A 20,041-nucleotide genomic window follows, 5' to 3' on the forward strand; every position below is an offset into this window, starting at 1 on the left:
CCGTTCGCACCCAGCACCGGAGGAGAGCCGCTCAATGCACGACCCCCACCATGAACTCCTCACTACCCAGGAGGAGATGGTCACCACTCCCGTCACACACGCAGCAAGTTGTCGGATAAGGAGTCCTTATCCGGCCCCCGCCCTGGAGGGGGCGGAGGCGTCCGGCGCCGAGGCAGCACCGGAGTCGGCCGGCCCGGGGGAGCCGACCGGGACAGGGGGAGCCGAGCCCTCGTCGAGCGTGTCGCAGCAGCCTGCGCCGCGTCGCCGTCTGCGTGACAAGCAGCTGCGCGAGCACCGAGTCCATCCCCGTTATAACGACGATGAGTTCGCCCTCGTCCAGAACGCAGCCGCCCTGAGCAGCATGGCCCTTGGCGGCTATGTGGCAGAGTGCTCGCTCGCCGCCGCCCGCAGCGACGACCCCACCGCGGCGGTTGCCGACTACCGCGCCATGGTCAAGGCGCTGATGGCTGCCAACGGACAGCTCGGCATGGTCGGCAGCAACCTCAACCAGCTCACCTGGCACCTCCACAAGGACGGTGCCTGGCCCCACCCCGACATCGTCCAACGGCTCCTGGCGCGCGTCGAGGCATCCATCGCCGAGCTGGACACCGCCATCGCGCAGGTCACCGAGGGGCGGTGAGTGGGTGATACCCAAGATCATTCTGAGTGCTGGCCCGTATGCCACGCGCCGCACGATCGGCTACCTCTTCGGCAAGGGCCGGGCCAACGAACACATCGACCCCCACCTGGTGGCCTCCTGGAACGGCTTCGCCCCCGACCCCGGCCGCAGCCCCCACCGCGATCCGAAGGACGCGATGGCTCAGCTCGTCGCACAACTCGACCAGCCCGTGAAGATGCTGGGCGACAAGGCACCCAAGGACACCGTGTGGCACTGCCCCGTCCGCGCCGCCCCCGAGGACCCGATCCTCACCGACGCCCAGTGGGCCGACATCGCCCGCCGGATCGTGGCCGCCGCCGGCATCGCCCCCGACGGGGACGAGCACGCCTGCCGCTGGGTGGCCGTCCGCCATGCCGACGACCACATCCACATCGCCGCCACCCTGGTACGCCAGGACGGCCGCCGACCCGAGCGCGGCTATGACCAGCGCGCCGTCCAACGCGAGGCCCGCAAGATCGAAATCGACTACGGGCTCAGGCAGTTGACGCAGGGAGATGGCACCGGTGCCAAGCGCCCCACCAGCAAGGAACACTTCAAGGCCAAGCGTCTGGGCCAGGACGCCGCCACCCGCGACGTGCTGCGTCTGCGGGTTCGCCGCGCGGTCGCCGCCGCGGCCGACGAGGCCGAGTTCTTCGCTCTGCTGCAGGCAACCGACGTGATCGTGCGCCTCAAGCTCGGCCCCTCCGGCGACGCGCTCGGCTGCAACTTCGCCCTGCCCGGAGACACCAACGACAAGGGCGAGCCGGTGTTCTACGCGGGCTCCACCCTCTCTCCCGATCTGTCCCTGCCCAAGATCCGCAAGGGCCTCCCCGCCACCAGCTCCGAACCAGCCACCACCTGGCCGGGCAACCCGTGGCACCAGGCCACCGCCGCCACTGAACGCATCCCCCGCCACCTCGCCCACGACGACGCCCCCGCCGCCCAGGGTCAACTCGTCGCGCTCGGTGTGACGCTGGACCTGTTGCCAGCCGCCGCTCCGGCCGCGATGAAGGCTGAACTCGAACGAGCCGCAGCCGCCTTCGAGCGCGCCACCCGCTCCCGCATCACCGCCGACCTCGCCAGCACCCGCGCCCTGCGCCGCAGCGTCCAGGCGATCTGGCGCGATCGCCCACAGGACAGTGACGGCACGGGGTTGGCGATGCTCCTCGACGCCGTCCTCACCGCCGTGGCCTTCGCCGTGCACTGGCACCGCACCCACCACCACGCCCAGCAGGAAGCAGCTGCCGAACAGGCACTCGTCCATCTGCAGATCGCGTGCGGGCAGGTCGCCGAGCCGGTCCTGGCGGGCCTCGCACAACGCGCCCCCAGTGACCAGATCAAGCGCCGCTTCGCCCATCACCTCCAGGAGGCGGTGCCGGAGCACGCCGAGCGCATCCTCACCGACGCCTCCTGGGAAGCGCTCGCCACCGTGCTCGCCGAGGCGGAGGCCGCCGGACACAACGCGGCCACCGTCCTGGACCAGGCCCTCGGTCAGCGCACGCTCGACGACGCCCACAGCCCCGCCCGCGCGCTGACCTGGCGCATACGGCGCCTCGGCGAGCGTCACGCCCCCAGCCCCCGCGCCCAGGCAGCCGTGGCCCGCAGCACCGCACAACGCCCCGGTATCCCAGCAGCCCACCCCACGGCCGGCGTTCCGCTCCAGCAGCGGCCTCCAGGACGGCGGCGCTGATCCACAGGCGCGCGGACTGTAGCCGACGATCCCCGGTTACCGAAACCGGGGATCGTCCGGAGCATTTGTGCCTCAACCCCGATCTCCGGAAGGAACCACCTGCATGGCCCAGACCGATATCCGCCCCCGCGTCGTCGTCCTCCTCGTCGACGTGGACACCTCCCGCCGCGACGAACCCGGTCGCCTGTACCGCCGCGACGGCCGCCCGCTCACCGGCGCCGAGCACGACCTGTTCGCCACCAGCACCTCGGACGAGATAGCCATGGCCGTTGCGCACGGGCTGCCTGATGAGGCCGACTGGATGAGCGAAGGCGACTTGGTGGCGAAGGCCCTCGTCAGCCTGTACATGAAGTACGCGTACCAGCTGCCCGACGACTCCCCTGACAGCGTCTACGACCTCATGACCGATGAGGACTACGCGGAGTTCGAGCGTCTGACCGCACTTCAAAGCGCCCTGTACGCACTCGAAGAGCACGCCGAACTCGAAGAAGACTGACTGACCACACACCAACGGGCGGCAATTCAGGACTCCTCCCACCGGCCGACACCCTCAGCACCACGCACCCTGGCACCACACACGCCGCAGGCCCGACCGGAAACACCGGCCGGGCCTGCGGCATCCACGCGAACTCACGTGGTCACACGGGCTTTTGCCACCGCCTTCACCACGTGGGCATCAACCAGCGCGGCCGAACCCGAGACCACTGCAACCACCATCCCCACACGAACCGCCGTCTGCTTGACGACGTGGCTGTGCCCGTCAACGGTGAAGGTGAGCAGCTGACTCCAGCGCTCGTCCCCCAGCCGGGGCACGGACACGTTCTGATTGGTGACCGTGACGGCCGTGCTGCCGATGAGTACCTGGTAGCTGGAGCAGGAGGTCATCGCCTCGAAGATCCGGCTTACTCCGCTGGAAAGCTCGGCCGCGGTGCCGCTGTACAACTCCTCGGAGACCTCCGAGCCGGTGCCGCCTGCGTAGGTGAAGGAGACCTTCGCCCGGCGCGGGAAATCGAGGCCGCCGCCAGCCGTAGCGTCGCCGCCGAGTTCACCCAGCCCGGGACAGCCGATCACGGTGACGTCATCGTGCCGACCGGGCTGCTCCGCCTTGCGGGTGTAGCCCTCGCCCAGGTCGCCCTCGTCCAGAAGCCTCTTTGCCAGCGCGGCCGAGGACAACGGCCCCGCAGATGGGGCGTTCTTGCCCTCTGGGCGTCCGGAAGCGGAGCCGGAAGACGTCGGGTTCGTGGCGCGGGCGCTGCCGTTGGAGCAGGCCGTCAGGACCAGGACGGACACAGTACCGAGGCAGAGCGCGGTCGTGATGGGAAAACGCATGTGGAACCCCATGTTGGTGCGGAGCGAACGGTCTGACCAACCCGGCTCTCCGGGGTCGGCGATCTGGAGGGGAGGGGGCAGGGGGTTCGTGGGATTCAGTGGCCGAGATGGCGCAGCCCGTCCTCAAGGGTGGGGTGCCAGTGGTCGGCCGGACCGGAGTGGCGGTTGTACCAGGCCGCGTCCAGGCCCGGCTCCCTCGCCGTATGACCGGCACGGCACCGCAGCCACACCGAGTCGTCGCGCATGCAGAGGACAACCCAGTTCCGGTATGCGCCGCACTCAGGACATTCACGTACCTCGCCGTCGATGACGAGCGGTTGGTCCCAGGGCATCATGAACCCGGCGACGTCTTGGCGGGACAGCGCTCGAAATTCCGGCGGTAGGAAGCCGGGTTCCGCTGCAGCCTCCGGGGTGTGCTCGGCGGTGGCGGCGACCGGGCCGGGCGCACCGGGCCAGGGCAATTCGGCGTGCATCTGCAGCAGCGCTCGGCCCGCACGCTGGGCATCACGGAACTCACGGTCGGCGCGAGCACGGCGCCGGAACCTTCGGAACATATAGGTCTCCTTCTCTGCCATCTGGCGAGTACGGGGAACGGTCCGCCCAGGGGAAATCGGCAGTCGGCGAGGAGCAGCACAACAGCTACTCCTGGGGCACAGGTGGTCAGCTGCGGCGGACGACCATGAGCCGGCCCTCGGCGTCCTTGGGCAGGGTGCGGCGGGACACCAATGCCGGCGAAGCCAGAGCGGAGGCAAAGGCGGCGACCAGGTCATGGGGAACGCCGGCGCTGAAGCTGGCACACCATAGATACGGGGCCCCGAGAACGGGTTCCGCCCACGCCTGCCAGCCCATCAAGTCCGGGCGTGGATTCGCGTCCTGGACAAGCGGCGGCTGCAGTCCCAGGGAGACGGTGGTGGAGAACCCGGGGTCCATGGCGGTGGTGTGGGGACAGTCCACGTCGCGGACCCAGCCTTGGGCACCGAGCGCGTTGAGCACCGCTTCGGGCCCCTCGAAGCCGATGTCGGGTGCCTCACGGGTGTCGATCGCCATGAGGAGGTCGGCGAGTGCTTCGTACGGGATACCGGTGGTGAAGTAGGCGTTCCACTCCATCATCGCGGAGTCGGCGTGCGGGCGAGCGCTCAGTTGCCAGGCCACGGGCAGTCCGCCCAGTTCGAACGGGTAGGCCGCGAGGATCCACTCGGCACCGCACAGCCCGTTGGGGCTCACGTACAGCAGGGTGTTGCGGGAGGTGGGCCACATGCGCCAGCCGAGGCCAGCAAGGGTGTCGCCGATCCGCTCGGCGAGTATGCCGTCGTCACCAGCCAGGTGCCGCGGTGTGACCCAGTAGACCGGGTCCGGGGAGTCGGGATGAGGCGTGTCGCTGGGGTGGTGCGGACGCAGGGGCGCCTCCATGAACTCGGGATTCTCCGGCAGGGTGCTGTACGTTGACATCCTTTCCCGCGCCGTACCAGTGCTTGCGGGATCTTTCCTGTCTGCCCCGGGCGAACTGTGTCCGTTGACAGCGAATCCAGTCCGGTCGAAGTCTCCAACTTGCGCAGACTGGGTTGATTGGATCGAGCTTGCTGATCTGGGGTCGGACTCGTCATGCTCCCCGTCCTTATGCGGGGAACCTGCGGTGCCCGACTGCGTTGGCGGGCGCCGTCCTTGCTACCAGTCCTGGTTGAGGTCTCCGGTTTCTTCGTCGAGCAGACCCCAAGCCAAGGAGTCGGCGCGGCGGGCGGCGCGCAGGAGCCAGTCGTACGTCCGGATCTCGATCCGGTCATTGGCGGACCGGCGATCCCGGATCTCGCGGGCGCTGTCCATCCCGTCCTCCCGCCCGAGGATGATGAGCCCGCGTGCGTCCAGGGTGATCCCTGGGAGCTTTTCCCGGGCGGCCAGGAGATTGGTCTTTAGCCACTCGCGCCAGTCCTGAATCTGATCGATGGCATGGCGCAGTGTGGGAGATTCGCGCTGGTTGCCGACGTTGGTGAGCCGCGCTGTGGGGCATTCGAGTTCGACGAGGTGCCAGCGCAACCCCGCCGAGGTCTGGCTGGCGATGAGGAAGTCGGAGACGTACTGGTCGCCCAGGCGAACTTGCGGTCGGACCCATACCCCGTGGTTGCCTGTGATCACGTTGGCGAGGAGTGCTGGGTGGTTCTCCAGAACAACCTGCATTGGGCGTTCCTCGGTGGCGCTGTCCAGCGTCTCCTGGAGAGCTCGACAGTCCGCCAGCGAGGAGCGACGTGGGACCTTCCAGTTGTCGAGCAACGCGAGCTCGCGATTGGTGACACGCTCAGGGCGCCGGTCCTCTGCGACGACTTCCTCACGTGCCTTGGTGAGAAGTTCGCCGTGGTCGGCGTCCCCGACCTTCGCGAGGCGCTTGACGGTGTGGGGCCACGCTCTCCTGCCGAGACCACCACGGAAGTTCAGCTGGCCGTTGAGGCTGATCGAGCTGATCTGCCCGTACCGGTCCTCCTCGGGCTTCCTTCTCCTCACGGTGATGGCGACATCGCCCACTTCGGGGCGCAGACGTTCGAGGTGGTGGACCGTTCGCCGGGCCCAGGCGACTTCGAGCCACGCGTCCAGAAGATCCCGGCTGCCCATCTCTTCGAGGACTGGGACGTCCAGGTTCGTCTCAGTTGCTACGCGGGTGAGGTAGTCATACTCCGGCTCGTCGATCGGCGGGTGCTCCCGAAGCCGCAGGGGTTTCGCAAGGTGAGCGCGGAGCAGAGCGGCGGCGACCGGGGTGGGTGTGCCCGGTGCCAGGGGAAACATCAATTCATCGGCGATGGCATGCTGCTCTGCGGTCGGCCCTGCGTACAGATGGCCAAGCGCATCCGCGACCGGCTGCCAGTTGGTCTCAGTCACCGAGGGCTGTGTCCTTCATGTCGGAGGGTCGGGCCTGGTCTTGTTGGTGGTCGATGTTGTTCTCGCCATACGGGCTGAACGGCCTCACCCGGCGCAGCTCGCGCCCATCGATAGCGAAGCTAGTTGTGTGCAGCGCTCGCCCTCCGCCCACCGATACGGCCGTACCGGACCCGCGTCCTCGAACCCGGTTGTTGCACAGTCCAGCAGCGGACGCCGCCGACGCTCGCGTGCGGCATCCACACACGACACCTCGCCGTCTCGGCGATGGCAGAACACGGTTCAGTCGCCGCCGACGCACCGCACGGCTGCCCCGTCCGCCCCAGCCATATAGCACCCCCAGTGTGCTCGCCCGCACAACTAGGTTCACTTTCATAGAAGTCGAAACAGCAGAGTTCGCTATCAAACGCCTCGAATGGGTGACAGAGGACAAACCGTCCCGTGATAAGTGATCTTGACTAGCTGTTAGGCAGATTCTGTGTGCAGCACGACCCCGACCGTCAGGGTCGCGGCCCGAACAAGATCTGTGCGAGACGCTGCCGTACCTCTGGTCGAGCGAGAGCGTTGCCGGTGCTGAAGAACGTGATGTTGCCCGTGTCGCTGATGAGCTGGGGTGCGAAGTACTCAAGCCTGGGGTGTTTTCGCATCACGGGGCATGTCGGTTCGTGCGGCAGGCGGTGGCCTCCTCGCCCAGCGCACGAGTTGCAACTGCCAGTGGCATCTTGCCGACGCCCATCTTCTGGCAACGGCGTCACCCACCCTTCTCCTTTGCAGTCCTGACAGATGTTGCCCTTCGCCGGGCAGCTACAAGCTTCGGTGACTTCGGCGACCTGTGACTTCATTGGGGGACGGTAGCCAACATGGTCTGGCCGGCGGAGGTAGATCTGGGGAACGGTTGCAGCGATCAAACCTGCCTGGTAACGGTCAAGATCACCTGCCAGAGGAAGTGCTGCAGGCAGTCGCCGCAGGGCGTGGGGCCCAGCGATCTCGCGCGACTACATCCTCGGCGACGGGCGCCTTTTGCCGCACCACTGCTACGGTCGCGTCCATGGCGCTCTCGGTCTCCACGGGTCAGGCTGTCGACCTTCGCGTACAGCCGGTTGACGAGGTTCTTGATCGCGTCGAGCGGTCTCTCCAGGTGGGCCTGCTTCCGGACACGATGGTGCGCAAGCGCCGATCCGTGGGGGCCAGAACAGACCGCGACACCTGGGTACGGATCGAGCGGCGCCTACTCGACAAGATCTCCGAACAGGGGTGGAACGGGACCGAGAGTGCCGCCCGGCTGAAGGGCATCGCCCAGCCTGAATGGCACGGATGCGTGGTCTGGCGGGCCACGGACGGGCCGGTGATGTGGCGAGTCGACGAAACCGAGCTCCTGCCAGGGACTCCTGTCGGAAGCGCCATCCTGAGCGAAGCCCCGAAGCTGCCGGACGGCTGGTGGGAGGCGTTGAACGCATCGCTGGACGCGCTGGCGGCCCAGAGCACGAGGCGGGTCGCCACACCGGACACCGACACCATCACCCAAGCCCTCGTCACCGAGTCCGTCCGAGGTGTTTTCTCTGTCGATTTTGATACGACCATCGAGCAGTGGGTGCCAGCACACGCGGACCTGAACTGGGCCAACGTGACCGCTCCGGCGTTCAGTCTCTTCGACTGGGAGGACTGGGGTAACGCGCCACTGGGGCTGGACTCGGCCTCGCTGTGGGCGAGTTCCCTTGCAGTCCCGGCTCTGGCCGACCGCGTATGGCACGAGCGCAGGTCCGACTTCGAGAGCCGGGACGGCAAGGTGATGACGCTGTTCGCCTGCTCGAAGGTCCTCGGGCCGTACGCGCACCCGGAAGACCCTCGGCTGGAACCCGCCCGGCGCATGGCCGAGCAGGTCATCAAGGAGCTTCAGGCCGGCTGATCGCGTGAACGGTCTCGCAGGAGACTCCGGTACTCCTGGACCGTTCGTTCCTCGACGTCGGCGACCAGGGCGCCGAGGAGTTCGCCCAGATGGGCGGGCTCGTCAGTGCCCACAGCCACAGTGCAGACCCTCGGCAGGTGATAGGCGGCTATGAACGCAGCCTGCACGCAGGACAGTTGACGGCTATCACCGAGGAAGACACGGGGGTCGATCTTGGCCCACACCGGGTCGCTGGTGCTGCCGCCGAAGGGGCTCATGCCCCATACCTCGCTGGGGTCCAGGTTCCACCCCTTGATGAGGGCGTCTGCGGCATCCAGCGTTCTGGCTCCGACCAGCAGGCCGGCGCGGACCATGAGCGTCGCTGGCCTCGGTATGGTCGGGTCGATCAGTCCTACCAGGGACGATGGATCCCAGGACGCGATGCCCCAGGCGGCGCACAGGCCCTTGCCCGTAGCGTCATCGAGCGCAGCGCATGCTTCTGCCAGCAGCTCCTGGCCGTGAGGGCCTGCCTCGCGGAGTGAGTGTTCCGGGTTGTGCAGGAGCACCAGATCCGGCTCCTTCCCCAGGTCCCCAGCCGCCTGTTCCACGGCCGCGTGTAGCCGTACGGGGTCCAGGGAATGCTCCGCCCCGCCCGGTCGCGGAAAGTAGCCCACCTTCGTGGAGACGGTGAACTTCGGCAGCAGGTCGCCTGCCGTCTGTGCCAGGACCTGATGCGAGCGGAAGCCGAGGTAGTTGGTGCTGGTGTCGAGTGCTGTGACGCCGAGGTCGAGCGCCCCGGTCAGGAGCCGGCGTTCGTGACGAGACCGGTGTAGCCCGAGAACAACTCGGGGGTCAGCACCGCGCACAGCTCCTCCTTCACCAGGATCTCAGCAACCTCCGTCACTTCGGCTCCGGCGACGGCCGCGGCCTGTTCCAGCTCGACCGGCCTGCCGCTCAGCAGCAGACGCAGTGCGGGCAGGGCCTTGGCCGCGAGGGTGAGCTTCTTCCCCGAGGCCACGATGTCGACGGTCTCTCCGTGCTCCTGGATCTGGGGCGGGAAATGGGTGGTGCACACCACGGCGTCGAGCGGCCCGAGTATGTCGAGGAACGGCATGTGCCGAGGCAGTGTCGTCGCCTGCTCGTATGCGTCGAAGAAGTCGGCCGGCGGTCGCTCGCTGATCAGCTGGGCGGCGGCCTCGGTCAGGGCGTCGGAGCCGGTTCCGTGCCAGCGGTCGAGGTCGTGGCGGAAGATCTCGCGCTCGCGGCACCAGTCGGCCAGCCACGCGAGCCAGCTCGCCCCTGTGCGCTTGGTGATGCCGAACGTGACGTGAAGGCTCTTGCCGGAGCCGCTGCCGGTCCGTGTTGCCTGATGCCAGTGGCCCCGCGGAATGTGCATGACGTCGCCGGTCCGCATCAGACCCGACCAGATGATCTCGTCGCTCGGTGTGCTGTTGGGGTCGGCGTCCCGGTACATCGGGACCGCGCGGGAGGTCGCGCGAACCTCCCATTCCTTCTCGCCGGCCAGCTGGACGATGACGACATCGTGGTCGTCCCAGTGCAAGGGGAAGCCAGAGGCGTCGTTGGTCGTCAGGTATGCGTTGACCTGGACTCGCTCGCGGGACCACCACTGCAGGGCCCGGCAAGCGACCTCCATCGTCGGATCGAAGACGTTGGCCTGGTCCATGATCACCGTCGCGCCTTCTCCCAGAAGCCTGCCCAGGCTGCGCATGTTGACCATGGAGATGCTCTGGCCGCGAGGGCTGACGCTGTCGGTGTAGTAGATGGCCGGATGGACCTCCTCGCCCTTCTGGAAGCAGCGGAACTGCGGGCGGTTCAGGCTCCTGCGCATCGCGATGTCGAGCAGGCGGTTCGGGGTCATGATGCGGGAGACGAGTGCGGGGTCGTCCATGCTCCCGCGTACGAAGTCCTTGCCGAGTTCCTCGGCTCCCCTCCATCCGAGCGCTGCCTCGATGGCGCTGATCAACCGGTGTTCCATCGTGCGTCCTCCATGGGTTCGATCACTGATGCAGACACGGTGAGGGCCGACCGCGTCGGCCCTTACCGCTTGGTGCCTACTCGCTGTCGTGCAGGTTGCCGTCGCCACCCGGCCACGGCGCGTCGCCGGAACTGCCCTGGTTGTCCGACCGGAGGCTGTCGTACCGGTCGTGGACAGCGGTCAGCTCCTTCACCGCCACCAGGAGGCCGCTCCGGGCCGGAGGCGGTGTCGTGGGCTCTGTCACCTCGTGCTCCTTCCTTTTCGGTTCTCCCGCTGGGATTCCGACGGGAGGTCGATGGCCGCCCCACGGCCGTGGGAGGAGGGGGTTGCCGTGGGGCGGCGGTCATTGGGCGCGCGATGCGCTGCAGTCCGGCGCCACGGACAGGGCAGGTCAGCGGTGAATCGGCAGACCGCCGGCGTCCTCGCGCATGTTGATCTCCAGAACGCGCTGGTCCAGTTCGTACAGACACGCGCGGCAGGCGTAGAGGGCTGCGTGCATGCCGCTCGACCGGACGGGCCCGATCCATGTCACCTCGACGTCGTCGCGTCCGCACCACAGCCAGCACTCGCCGCGTGCCTGCCATTCGTGGCGATCCCATAGCGCGTAGTCAGTGGGCTCCCTGGTGACGGGGTCGATGTCGCGGCGGGTAGGCCGGAAGACCATGTCGGGATCAGGAAGCGGATTCGCTCGTAAAGCGTGCCGTCCCATCACGCGACCGCCAGAGAGAGCGACTCAGGCTCGGCTGCCAGGCCCTGCTTCGGCCGTGGCACGAATAACTTGCGCAGAACGGCTGCTCGGATGGCGGGCGCCGCCTTGGGCAGCGCGATCTCCGCCCATACGCGCTTCCCCCTGCCGACAGGCTCCCAGGCACACCGCGAAGCGAGAACCTCTACCAGTGCCAGACCACGCCCGCTCTCTGCGTCGGCTTGGGCACAACTCGTCTGCGGGGCGCAGGGATTGGCGTCGAGGACGTCGATCACCAGGCGACCGGGGCGGTGGTACAGCGTGACGGTGACGGGCCCTTCCCCGTGGATCACGGCGTTGGTGATGAGCTCGGAGGCGACAAGACGGATGGCGTCAACCGTCTCGTCGTCCAACGGCACGCCCCACGCACACACCTTGTCGACGACCTTGCGCCGGGCGAGGGGCACTTCCTTTTCCTCACCCGCGAGGACGAACCGATGGACAAGCGTGGGCATGGCTGACGCCTCCGAGGAGTTGGAGAGCGGCTCCGTCCCCGACGGGGAAGCAGGAGCGGAGCCGCCGATCTGAAAACCGTTCCGGGAGCTGACACCCTGCGCGGGCTCCGTGGACGGCTGATATTCAGTCAACGGCCCCAGCCAGCAAGGCGGAACGTTTCTAGGGGGTTCCTCATGGGGACGCCCTCCCCGCAGGCGGCCACGCGAAGTAGCCTCCCCACTACGCCGCGAGGGGATGACGGGAGTGATGACATGCCTGGTGAGCCGTTGGCGGTCCACCCGCTGAGCTTCCTTCGCCAGACGCGCGGATGGGGGAAGGCCGAGTTCGCCCGCCTCATGCAGGCGCATGGGCGGTTGCTCGGAATTCCGCTCGCGACCAACCGGACCACGGTATGGAAGTGGGAGCAGGGGCAGGAGCCGGACGCCGACGCCCAGCGCGTACTCGCCGACCTCCTGCGCGTCCCGTATGAGCAGGCGCGCAAGGAAGGTTGGCCCCGATGGCTTCCGGTCTGGGAGGTCACGGGACTCACCGCCCCGTGGACCGAGGCCGGTACCGTTGAGGCGTTGTCCGAACTCGTCGGGAGTGGCCGCATGGATCGCCGGGGCTTTCTCACCATCACCGGCGCCGCCCTGACGGGCCTCGCGGCGAGTTGGGTGGACGCGCCGTCCGCCTTCGCCTCGGCCTTGGGCGGGGATCAGGTCACGGACACCATGGTCACGACGATCGAGCAGCGCATCAGCACGCTCCGTACCCTCGACGACCAACTCGGCGGCGCCACGCTCCTGGAGCAGGCACGCGGCGATCTCGCCCTTGTCACCGGCCTCCTGAGCGCCGCCAGGTACACGGAGAGCATCCGAATCCGCCTCTACGCCCTGGCAGCTCGGGTGTCGCACCTGACCGGCTGGATGGCCTACGACGCCGGGCTGCGGTCCGTCGGCCAGCGCTATTACGTCGGGGCTCTGCGCAGCGCCCGTACTGCCGGCGACGACGCGTTCGGCGCCTTCATCCTCGCGGAGATGGGGGTTCACGTCTCCGAGGCCGGACGGACCGCCGAGCGCGTCGCCCTCATCTCGACCGCCATCGACAACGCCCCTCGCACGCTGTCGCCGTACACCCAGTCCTTCCTCTACCTGCACAAGGCCGAGGCACTGTCCCGCGACGGCGATCACCGGAACGCTGGAACAGCACTCAACCGCGCCGTGTCCCACTGGGAACGCCACACGATGCAGGAGAACCCGGACTGGCTCAACTGGTTCGGCGAAGCCCAGCTGAAGTCGACCGAGGGCAAGGTCCTGCTGCGATCCGGGCAGGTGGAGCGCGCTACGGGTTCCCTCGAGACCTCCGTGAAGCGCGCGGCTCCTCGGGACAAGGCCGTACGCTCCAGCCGCCTGGCCGAGGCCCGGCTCGCTGGCGGCGACCTGGACGGGGCGCTCGACGCCGCGAACTACGGCACCGAACTCCTGGAGAGCAGTGTCAGTTCCGTACGGGCTCTGGACCGTTTGAAGGAGTTCTCCGCGCACCTCGAACCGCGCAAGTCCGTCCCCGCCGTGCGTGAGTTCCGCGAGCGCCTTCAAGCCGTGCCCGTCGCGGCATGACCGTCACCTCTAGGACCTCCAGGCTGAGCCCACCGCCTCGGAGCACATAGTCCGAATGCCAGGATGGACGGCATGACGACGATCCACGGTGAGGTCGCGGCTGGGTTCGAACCGGTGCGTGACGCGTTCGCGGCGAACTTCTCCCAGCACGGGGACATCGGCGCTGCGGTGTGCGTGTACCAGTACGGCCGACCAGTGGTGGACCTGTGGGGCGGCATCGCCGACTCCGAGACCGGTCGGCCGTGGACGCGGGACACGCTGCAACTCGTCTACTCGGCGACCAAAGGGGCGACCGCGACCGCGGCGCACATGCTGGCCGAGCGCGGTGCGCTGGACCTGGACGCGCCGGTGGCGAAGTACTGGCCGGAGTTCGCCGCGAACGGCAAGGCGGACGTCCCGGTGCGCTGGTTGTTGTCTCACCAGGCCGGCTTGATCACACTCGACCAACCTGTGCCGCTGAACGAGGCGTTGGCCTGGCACCCGATGGCGGCCGCGCTGGCCGCTCAGCGGCCCCTGTGGACTCCGGGCACGGCGCACGGGTACCACGGTAGGACCTGGGGCTGGCTCGTCGGCGAAGTGATCCGCCGGGTATCCGGCCGGACACCGGGCCGCTTCTTCGTCGACGAGATCGCCGCCCCCCTCGGACTGGACTTCTTCATCGGACTGCCGGCGCGTGAACGCGACCGGGTCAGCCGCATGGTGTACCAGCGGCCGGCCGTGGACCTCACGACCGTGCCCGCCGATTCGGTTCCCGAGGAACTCCGTGAACAGGTCGCCGCGTGGCGGGATCCGCGGTCGTTCAGCAACAGGGCGTACGCGGTAACCGACCCCGCCGAGATCGACTTCGACTCGTCCGAGGTGCAGGCCGCGGAACTCCCGGCCTCCAACGGCATCGGCACTGCACGCGCACTGGCCCGCATGTACGCCGCACTGATCGGTGAGGTGGACGGCATGCGCCTGCTTACACCGGAAACCCTGGAGTCGGCCACCAAAGAGCAGGCCAGTGGGAAGGACCAGGTGATGCTGATCCCGAGCCGGTTCAGCTCCGGGTACATGTTGCCCACCGAGGCCAACCCCATGACCGGGCCAAGTTCCTTCGGCCACACGGGACGAGGCGGTTCGCTCGGTTTCGCCGACTCGGAGAACGGCGTCGCCTTTGGCTACGTGATGAACAACATCATCGGAGGAGCCGACGATGTGCGGGCGGCTTTGCTGGTTGAAGCGGTGCGAAGGTCTTTGGCGTGAGGCGCCAGGGACCACTCCGAGTAAGTGGTGGCTGCCCTCTCAACCTCGCAGCGCGACTCAATGAGGGCAGCCACCACCTGGTCAGCGCACGTTAGCCGCTCATTGCCTGGGCTCAGCATTGATTCCGACGCCGGGCCATCCTCCCTCCCTCCGGCCTCGCGCGCCTCATCGTCTCTTCCCTGGCGTATCACCAGGGAAGAGACGACGACCTCAGCGAGCTACCGTGATACGAGGCAGCGCCTTGTTGCGCTCCGGCCCCACAGCCAGGCCGATGCGGCCCTCGATACGACGGACGGACCGGACCGGAGTGTTGTCCTTGAGCGGGATAACGTACGCGGTGGTCCAGTCGATCGTCTTGCGGACGTCCCCGGCATGCTGGGCAAACCGAGTGGCGACCCCAACCGTGGTGGAGCCGACGTAGAGAATTCGGCCAGACCAGCCACACACGACGTAGACCGCCTTAGCCGCGCTGAAGGCGGCCTTCGGCCCGAACGGCAGAGGCCCTGCCGGTCCGTCGTTGTGCAGCCAGTCCCCTGCATATGCCGCGAGGGACGCAAGTCTTCCAGGGGTCACGAAGCGACCTCAGCAGCGTCCTGGTCGTTCCACTCCTCAACCGCCTCGTCCGGGCTGTCGAGGAACTCGGCAGACCAGCTGTCTTCCCGCCTTGCGGTCGAATGGCCTCCCCTGCGGTTGCGGCGTTCCCAGATGCGCCCCCAGAAGTCGAGGTCGGCGCCGGCTGCGTCCAGAATGCCCTTCCATTCCTTGACATGGCTGAGGTCGATGCCCACCGTCTCGACGTGGTCCGCTCCATCCCCCGCCTTGACTCCCCGTAGGGCAGCCATGGTCTCTTCGAGCTGACGTACAGCGGCGCCGAGGACAGCAGCAGCGTCACGCAACGCGTCGTCAGGGGTGTCCATGGATGTCGGGCGAGCCGGCGAGCCCGCCTTCGGGAACGTCGAGCGAAGGTATACGTCGTTGAGTGTCTGATCCTGCGCACGGTCATCGGTGAGACGAATGGTGCCGTCTTCGTTGACTGCACGCAGAGCGGAACGGCCGTCGTTGTGGTCGACGATGGCCCGATGCAGCTGCTGGATTCCTAGGCGTGACGTGAGCATCGTGTCGATGACCTCACCCGGACGGCGCCGGTCATCAGCGTTCGGGTTGTTGCTGGTACCTCGGTCGGCCCACAGCGACAGCGTGGCGATGAGCGGGTACGCGGCACGGGCAGCGAGTTCGAGTCGTGCCTGGCCAGGCGTTCCCGCCGGGTCTGCGTCAAACTCGCTGAGGGCGTTACCAAGTACCGCGTCGGCATCACGGTGCGTGGGGTTGAAGGGGTTGTCGCGCACCGAGACGAATCCGTGCTGCATGTAGCGACGCACCCGGTCGGGACTGGCCCCTTCCCCGGCCACAGACCTCACGATCAAAGCCACCGCGAGCTTCACCCGGACATTTTTGGTGATGCGCTTGCGGGTCGACTGACGGGTCACAGCATCTCGGATCGCGTCACGAACGGCCTGGTCGTTGCTGGTGAACAGGGCAATGATCTCGGCCGCCCGAATAGCCGGGTCGGTCGGCAGATGGGCAGTCTTAGCCTGGGAACGGCTGATGGCGCCGGCTAGCCACCTACGACGCAGAGGGGTGAGGATCCCACGGTCCTCCATGACGGTCAGCGCCTCGTCCGCGAGTGACTCGAGTTCCGGTCCTTCGCCCCATTCCTTCGGGGCGTCGACATGCCGCAGCGCTACGAGCGACTTGACCGCGGAGGAGAAGCGGTCGGGCCCGCCGGGCAGAGGTCGGTAACCGACGAGAATGAGCGCCGGCATGGTCTCGCAGCGCAGCGCCTCGGACTGCTTGACCGTAGGGCCTTGCTCAAATGCCGTATTCAGTTCCTTGATCCGACCCCTCATGAAGGTGTCGGACTCGGCCTTCACGACGACTTCAACGCTGTTGCCGTCTCCGAGAAGGTCGTGGGCGGCAGTGGTTCGCGACGACCCCTCGGCAGTGGTCATAGCCCACAGGTCTGAGCTCTCTTCGCCGGTGTGCGTGTAGCGGTTGGCAACAAGCCACACCTCAGTCAGTACGCCCTGATTGCGGATCGAGTATCGCCAGTCGTTCGCGGCGAGCACTGCGCGGGCGGCGAGGGCCGAGGCCCACGCCATGTGCTCGGATGATTCGACTTCGACTTCGAGGTGGGGCGTGATGCCGTTGCTGGTGGGGTCGTCAACGGGCGCGAACCGAGACTCCTCGTCCGTCCCCGGCTCGATCGCGATGGGATGGCGGCGGGCATCACCGATGCGGGGGTTTCGGATATCGGGCAGCGTGCGGCGCGTCCACACCCGCGCACGAACAGCGATGAGGGTACCCCCCGTGATGGCCAGCGCCGTCGGAGTCTCGATCGACCGGCGGAGTTCGGCCGGGTCCACTACGGCGTTGGCGACGCACTCGGCCGCATCTGGCGCGAGGTCGAACGTGTCGACGAGCTTCTCAGCCGCTTTGCGGCGGGCAGCGATCGGAGCAAGCTCGGGGAGCTTGTCCACCGGTCGCGGAGGCACGTGATCGTGTGGAGCGGCCGTCTCTTCGAAGATCGCAGTCATGTTCCGTCGCCCTCCTGGGCGTAGTTGGGCACACCAAAGGAGCACGGAACAGTGGAGTTACTGATCGTCCCGCTTGCTCCCGGGTGCCACACGAATGTGGTCCGTGCCCGGGAGGTCGGACGACTTAAGCCGTCAGGCGCATCCCCTCCGACACTTCTGAGGCAAGCCCCAGCGTGGTCTTCGGCGGCAGCACGGCACTCGGCATGGTCCGCGGCGTGAGGAAGCATGCCTCCACGTTGCCTACCCCAGGAGACTCCTGAGGCGACCATGCTCCGCTCCACGCGTCGCAGGCGGCATCGACAGTAGCACGAGGCAATCAACTCACAGTGGGCAAAGTGCTGTTGTCCCGCCTCCTGCACCCTCGGTGCACCCCCAGTGAACGGCTCATCGCAGGAGTCTCCGCAGCCCCTCGCAGGCCACCAGTTTCCGCCCTCCTGCCGCAGCCTCCACCCAAAGGGCACGCTTATCGCACCTCCGGACACCGAACGTAAGACGATATTGACGGTTGGTTACGAGGGAGGGCAGCCTTGCAGGCTGCGGTACATGAAGCCGCGCTTCCCAGAGAGGACTCCTGTGGCCATTGCGCCGACCCAAGAGCAGCAGGCTGCCCGCGAGTTATTCGCCTCGGAACGGGATCTGGCGCTGGTCGCCGGGGCCGGGACCGGCAAAACGTCCACGCTGATCCTGATGGGCTCCGCGACCCGTAAGCGTGGGTTGTACGTCGCCTTCAACCGGTCGATCGCTGACGACGCACGCGGACGTTTCGGGCCGAACGTGGAATGCCGCACGGCGCATTCCCTTGCCTTCCAGGCAGTGGGACATCACTACCGCGAGCGCCTCAACAACTCGGCACGTATCCCGGCCAGATACACCGCCCAGATGCTGGGCATCACCCGCGACCTGGATATCAGTTCCCGCCGTATCAAGGCCAATCACCAGGCGCGCCTCGTAATGGGCATGATCCGGCGGTTCTGCTATACGACCGACCGACAGGTCATGGCCCGCCACATGGAGTGGGTCAACGGCCTCGACGGCCAGGGGCAGGAGTTCCTCGCGCGCACTCTGCTGCCCTACGCGCATCGAGCCTGGCAAGACATCTGCTCCATCGCGGGCAAGCTGCGGTTCGAGCACGATCACTACATGAAGCTGTGGGCGATGACCGAGCCAGCGCTACCCGCCGACTTCGTCTTGCTCGACGAAGCCCAGGACACCAATCCCGTCCTGGAGGAGGTCTTTCTCGCCCAGGAGGCGCAGCGGATCTGTGTCGGTGACCCGGCTCAGCAGATCTACGGATGGCGCAGCGCGCGGGACGTGATGACCGGCTTTCCGGCCGATCACCTCCACCTCACCCAGTCCTTCCGCTTCGGTCCGGCGATCGCCACGGTGGCTAATCGCTGGCTGAGGCACGCCGAGTCCGAGATGCAGCTCACCGGGCACGGCCCCAGCTCTTCCCGCATCGACAAACTTGCGCACCCGGACGCGGTGTTGTGCAGGGGTAACGCCGATGCCATGCAAGAAGTCCTGGCCTTCTTGGATCTCGGCGTCCCGGTAGCGCTCACCGGCGGTGGCAGTGCGCTCCACCGCATCGCGGCAGCCGCCATGGAACTGAAAGCCGGAAAGCGCACCAGCCACCCCGAGCTGTTCTTGTTCAGCTCCTGGGGCGAGGTACAGGAGTACGCCGAGCAGGACAAGGCCGCCCAGGACCTCAAGGCCATCGTGCAGCTGGTGGACACCTATGGCCCGGACCAGATCATCTCGGCAGTGGACCGTCTCTCCCCCGAGCAGGACGCGAAGGTCACCGTTTCCACCGCGCACAAGGCCAAGGGCCGTGAGTGGCCTTCAGTCCGGATCGGCAAGGGCTTCATGGCTCCCTCCGTCGACGATGACGGCCTGCAGCGTTCGCTGAACTCCAGCGAGGCACGCCTGATCTACGTCGCGGTGACCCGTGCCCGTCATCAGTTGGATATCGACGGGATCAGCTGGATCGACGCGTACGAGACCTCCATGGCCGGCGCAGGCCGGGATGGCACCGTGGCCGGGCGACCGATGATCGAGCTGAGCCTGACCGGACAGTTGAAGTACGACACCTCTCCCATCTCGCAGTTCATGGCGCACCACCTCCCTTACAGCGAGAACCTGGTGCGCGACTACCTGGGCCGTATCGCTCACCTTCCGCAGCCCGTCCAGCCCATCGACGTACAGCATCCGAACTGGTCGGCGCTCGGCCACGCCATCGACTACCGGCTGCGTCTGTCGCTCGGTGGAAGGCTCGGGCCCGCTGTGACCCTAGGCGTCTGGGCCCTTGACGGCGCCGAGTCCCTTCGCGGGGGCCCCGGGCCGGAGAGCCGGAAGGCTCTGCACGCTGCGGGACAGCAGCTTCTGGCCACCGTGGACGCCTACCTCGCTGCACCGGGAATTGTGGACGACGACGCGCTCACCCGGCTGTGCTTCGTCGCCGGGTTCTTCGAGGACATCGCCCGTACCGGTCAGATCCGCCGATTCAGCATGCTTGCCGGGGCCACCCCCGCGACCAACCTGGACGACCTCACAGGTGCTGTCCCCACGTATGTAGTCGAAGACATCGGCCAGCAGATGCAGCTCGCCACCAGCCCCTTCGCCGGCTTCCGCAGTCTGCCGTCCAAGGCGCGTGTCTGCGGCCCGGTGTTCACCGGCAGTGGCGACATCGGCGGAGCCGACGCCGACTACATCCTCGACGGCCTTCTGCTGGACTGCAAAGCAACGAAAGATCCTCGCCGCCTGGGCCGCGACGAGATCTATCAGATCGCCGGGTACCTGCTCCTCGACTACGACGACCAGTACGGCATCGACCACGTCGGCCTCTACCTTTCCCGCCAGGGCGGCCTGATCACATGGGAGGTCGGTGAGTTTCTCCGACGGCTCGGTGGCGACGCTCCGCTCCGACAGTTGCGTGACCAGTTCCGCCAGCATCTACGCAGCGCAGGCCGGAACCACAAGCCGTAACGCC

At 67.3% G+C, this 20,041-nt stretch carries 18 protein-coding genes; 7 read left to right on the forward strand and 11 right to left on the reverse strand.

Features of this window, described 5'->3' with window-relative positions; all coding sequences use genetic code 11:
• The first annotated feature begins 34 nt into the window (after positions 1–34).
• The 3 genes from AB0I98_RS15995 (at position 35) to AB0I98_RS16005 (ending at position 2,844) form a co-directional block, all read left to right on the forward strand.
• On the forward strand, positions 35–640 hold the full coding sequence (locus AB0I98_RS15995) for a plasmid mobilization relaxosome protein MobC (RefSeq protein ID WP_362941206.1): 606 nt from the start codon (positions 35–37) through the stop codon (positions 638–640).
• Between the two features lie 4 nt (positions 641–644).
• Positions 645–2,348, forward strand: coding sequence for a mobilization protein (locus AB0I98_RS16000; RefSeq protein WP_362941209.1), 1,704 nt, complete (start codon positions 645–647; stop codon positions 2,346–2,348).
• A gap of 103 nt (positions 2,349–2,451) precedes the next feature.
• Positions 2,452–2,844, forward strand: a complete 393-nt coding sequence (locus tag AB0I98_RS16005) for a hypothetical protein (protein WP_362941212.1) — start codon at positions 2,452–2,454, stop codon at positions 2,842–2,844.
• Between the two features lie 134 nt (positions 2,845–2,978).
• Here AB0I98_RS16005 and AB0I98_RS16010 read toward each other — a convergent pair whose 3' ends face one another.
• The 4 genes from AB0I98_RS16010 to AB0I98_RS16025 form a co-directional block, all read right to left on the reverse strand.
• The gene (locus AB0I98_RS16010; protein ID WP_362941215.1) at positions 2,979–3,521 is read right to left on the reverse strand and encodes a hypothetical protein; all 543 of its coding nucleotides are present in this window, start codon (positions 3,519–3,521) and stop codon (positions 2,979–2,981) included.
• 251 nt (positions 3,522–3,772) lie between these two features.
• Positions 3,773–4,231, reverse strand: a complete 459-nt coding sequence (locus tag AB0I98_RS16015; RefSeq protein ID WP_362045337.1) for a hypothetical protein — start codon at positions 4,229–4,231, stop codon at positions 3,773–3,775.
• Positions 4,232–4,337: 106 nt separating this feature from the next.
• Positions 4,338–5,087 carry a DUF317 domain-containing protein gene (locus AB0I98_RS16020; RefSeq protein WP_362941315.1) on the reverse strand — a complete coding sequence of 250 codons (750 nt, stop codon included), beginning with the start codon at positions 5,085–5,087 and terminating at the stop codon, positions 4,338–4,340.
• Positions 5,088–5,342: 255 nt separating this feature from the next.
• Entirely contained in the window at positions 5,343–6,542 is a 1,200-nt protein-coding gene (locus AB0I98_RS16025) for a Shedu anti-phage system protein SduA domain-containing protein (RefSeq protein WP_362941218.1), read from the reverse strand.
• A 1,045-nt stretch (positions 6,543–7,587) separates the two neighbouring features.
• Here AB0I98_RS16025 and AB0I98_RS16030 point away from each other — a divergent pair.
• Entirely contained in the window at positions 7,588–8,445 is an 858-nt protein-coding gene (locus tag AB0I98_RS16030) for a hypothetical protein (RefSeq protein WP_362941221.1), read from the forward strand.
• Here the strand turns inward: AB0I98_RS16030 and AB0I98_RS16035 are convergent.
• The 5 genes from AB0I98_RS16035 to AB0I98_RS16055 all read right to left on the reverse strand — a co-directional run bounded on the left by AB0I98_RS16035 (position 8,433) and on the right by AB0I98_RS16055 (position 11,620).
• Positions 8,433–9,290, reverse strand: a complete 858-nt coding sequence (locus AB0I98_RS16035) for an aldo/keto reductase (protein ID WP_362941224.1) — start codon at positions 9,288–9,290, stop codon at positions 8,433–8,435. The two genes, AB0I98_RS16030 and AB0I98_RS16035, sit on opposite strands and share 13 nt — an antisense overlap.
• A complete protein-coding gene (locus tag AB0I98_RS16040) occupies positions 9,224–10,420 on the reverse strand; it encodes a cupin domain-containing protein (protein WP_362941227.1) in 1,197 nt (398 codons plus the stop codon). The genes AB0I98_RS16035 and AB0I98_RS16040 overlap by 67 nt, the downstream gene beginning before the upstream one ends.
• A gap of 76 nt (positions 10,421–10,496) precedes the next feature.
• Positions 10,497–10,664 (reverse strand): hypothetical protein, encoded by a 168-nt coding sequence (locus tag AB0I98_RS16045; RefSeq protein ID WP_362941230.1) that lies wholly within the window; start codon positions 10,662–10,664, stop codon positions 10,497–10,499.
• A gap of 147 nt (positions 10,665–10,811) precedes the next feature.
• Positions 10,812–11,084: a hypothetical protein gene (locus AB0I98_RS16050; RefSeq protein ID WP_362941233.1), complete on the reverse strand. Its 273-nt coding sequence runs from the start codon at positions 11,082–11,084 to the stop codon at positions 10,812–10,814.
• A 44-nt stretch (positions 11,085–11,128) separates the two neighbouring features.
• Positions 11,129–11,620, reverse strand: coding sequence for an ATP-binding protein (locus tag AB0I98_RS16055; protein ID WP_362941236.1), 492 nt, complete (start codon positions 11,618–11,620; stop codon positions 11,129–11,131).
• Positions 11,621–11,872: 252 nt separating this feature from the next.
• Between AB0I98_RS16055 and AB0I98_RS16060 the strand changes: the two genes are divergently transcribed.
• Together AB0I98_RS16060 and AB0I98_RS16065 are read left to right on the forward strand one after the other, a co-directional pair.
• On the forward strand, positions 11,873–13,216 hold the full coding sequence (locus tag AB0I98_RS16060; protein WP_362941239.1) for a transcriptional regulator: 1,344 nt from the start codon (positions 11,873–11,875) through the stop codon (positions 13,214–13,216).
• Between the two features lie 72 nt (positions 13,217–13,288).
• Positions 13,289–14,461 carry a serine hydrolase domain-containing protein gene (locus tag AB0I98_RS16065; protein ID WP_362941242.1) on the forward strand — a complete coding sequence of 391 codons (1,173 nt, stop codon included), beginning with the start codon at positions 13,289–13,291 and terminating at the stop codon, positions 14,459–14,461.
• Positions 14,462–14,671: 210 nt separating this feature from the next.
• Here AB0I98_RS16065 and AB0I98_RS16070 read toward each other — a convergent pair whose 3' ends face one another.
• Together AB0I98_RS16070 and AB0I98_RS16075 are read right to left on the reverse strand one after the other, a co-directional pair.
• Complete coding sequence (locus AB0I98_RS16070; protein ID WP_362941245.1) at positions 14,672–15,034, reverse strand: hypothetical protein; 363 nt, start codon at positions 15,032–15,034, stop codon at positions 14,672–14,674.
• On the reverse strand, positions 15,031–17,055 hold the full coding sequence (locus AB0I98_RS16075) for a hypothetical protein (RefSeq protein WP_362941248.1): 2,025 nt from the start codon (positions 17,053–17,055) through the stop codon (positions 15,031–15,033). Before AB0I98_RS16075 ends, AB0I98_RS16070 begins: the two co-directional genes overlap by 4 nt.
• 543 nt (positions 17,056–17,598) lie before the next feature.
• On the opposite strand from AB0I98_RS16075, the gene AB0I98_RS16080 reads away from it, so the two are divergent.
• Entirely contained in the window at positions 17,599–20,037 is a 2,439-nt protein-coding gene (locus tag AB0I98_RS16080) for a UvrD-helicase domain-containing protein (protein ID WP_362941251.1), read from the forward strand.
• Positions 20,038–20,041 lie beyond the last annotated feature (4 nt).

Origin of the sequence: Streptomyces sp. NPDC050211, assembly GCF_040656035.1 — a bacterium.
In the GTDB taxonomy this organism is placed as follows: domain Bacteria; phylum Actinomycetota; class Actinomycetes; order Streptomycetales; family Streptomycetaceae; genus Streptomyces.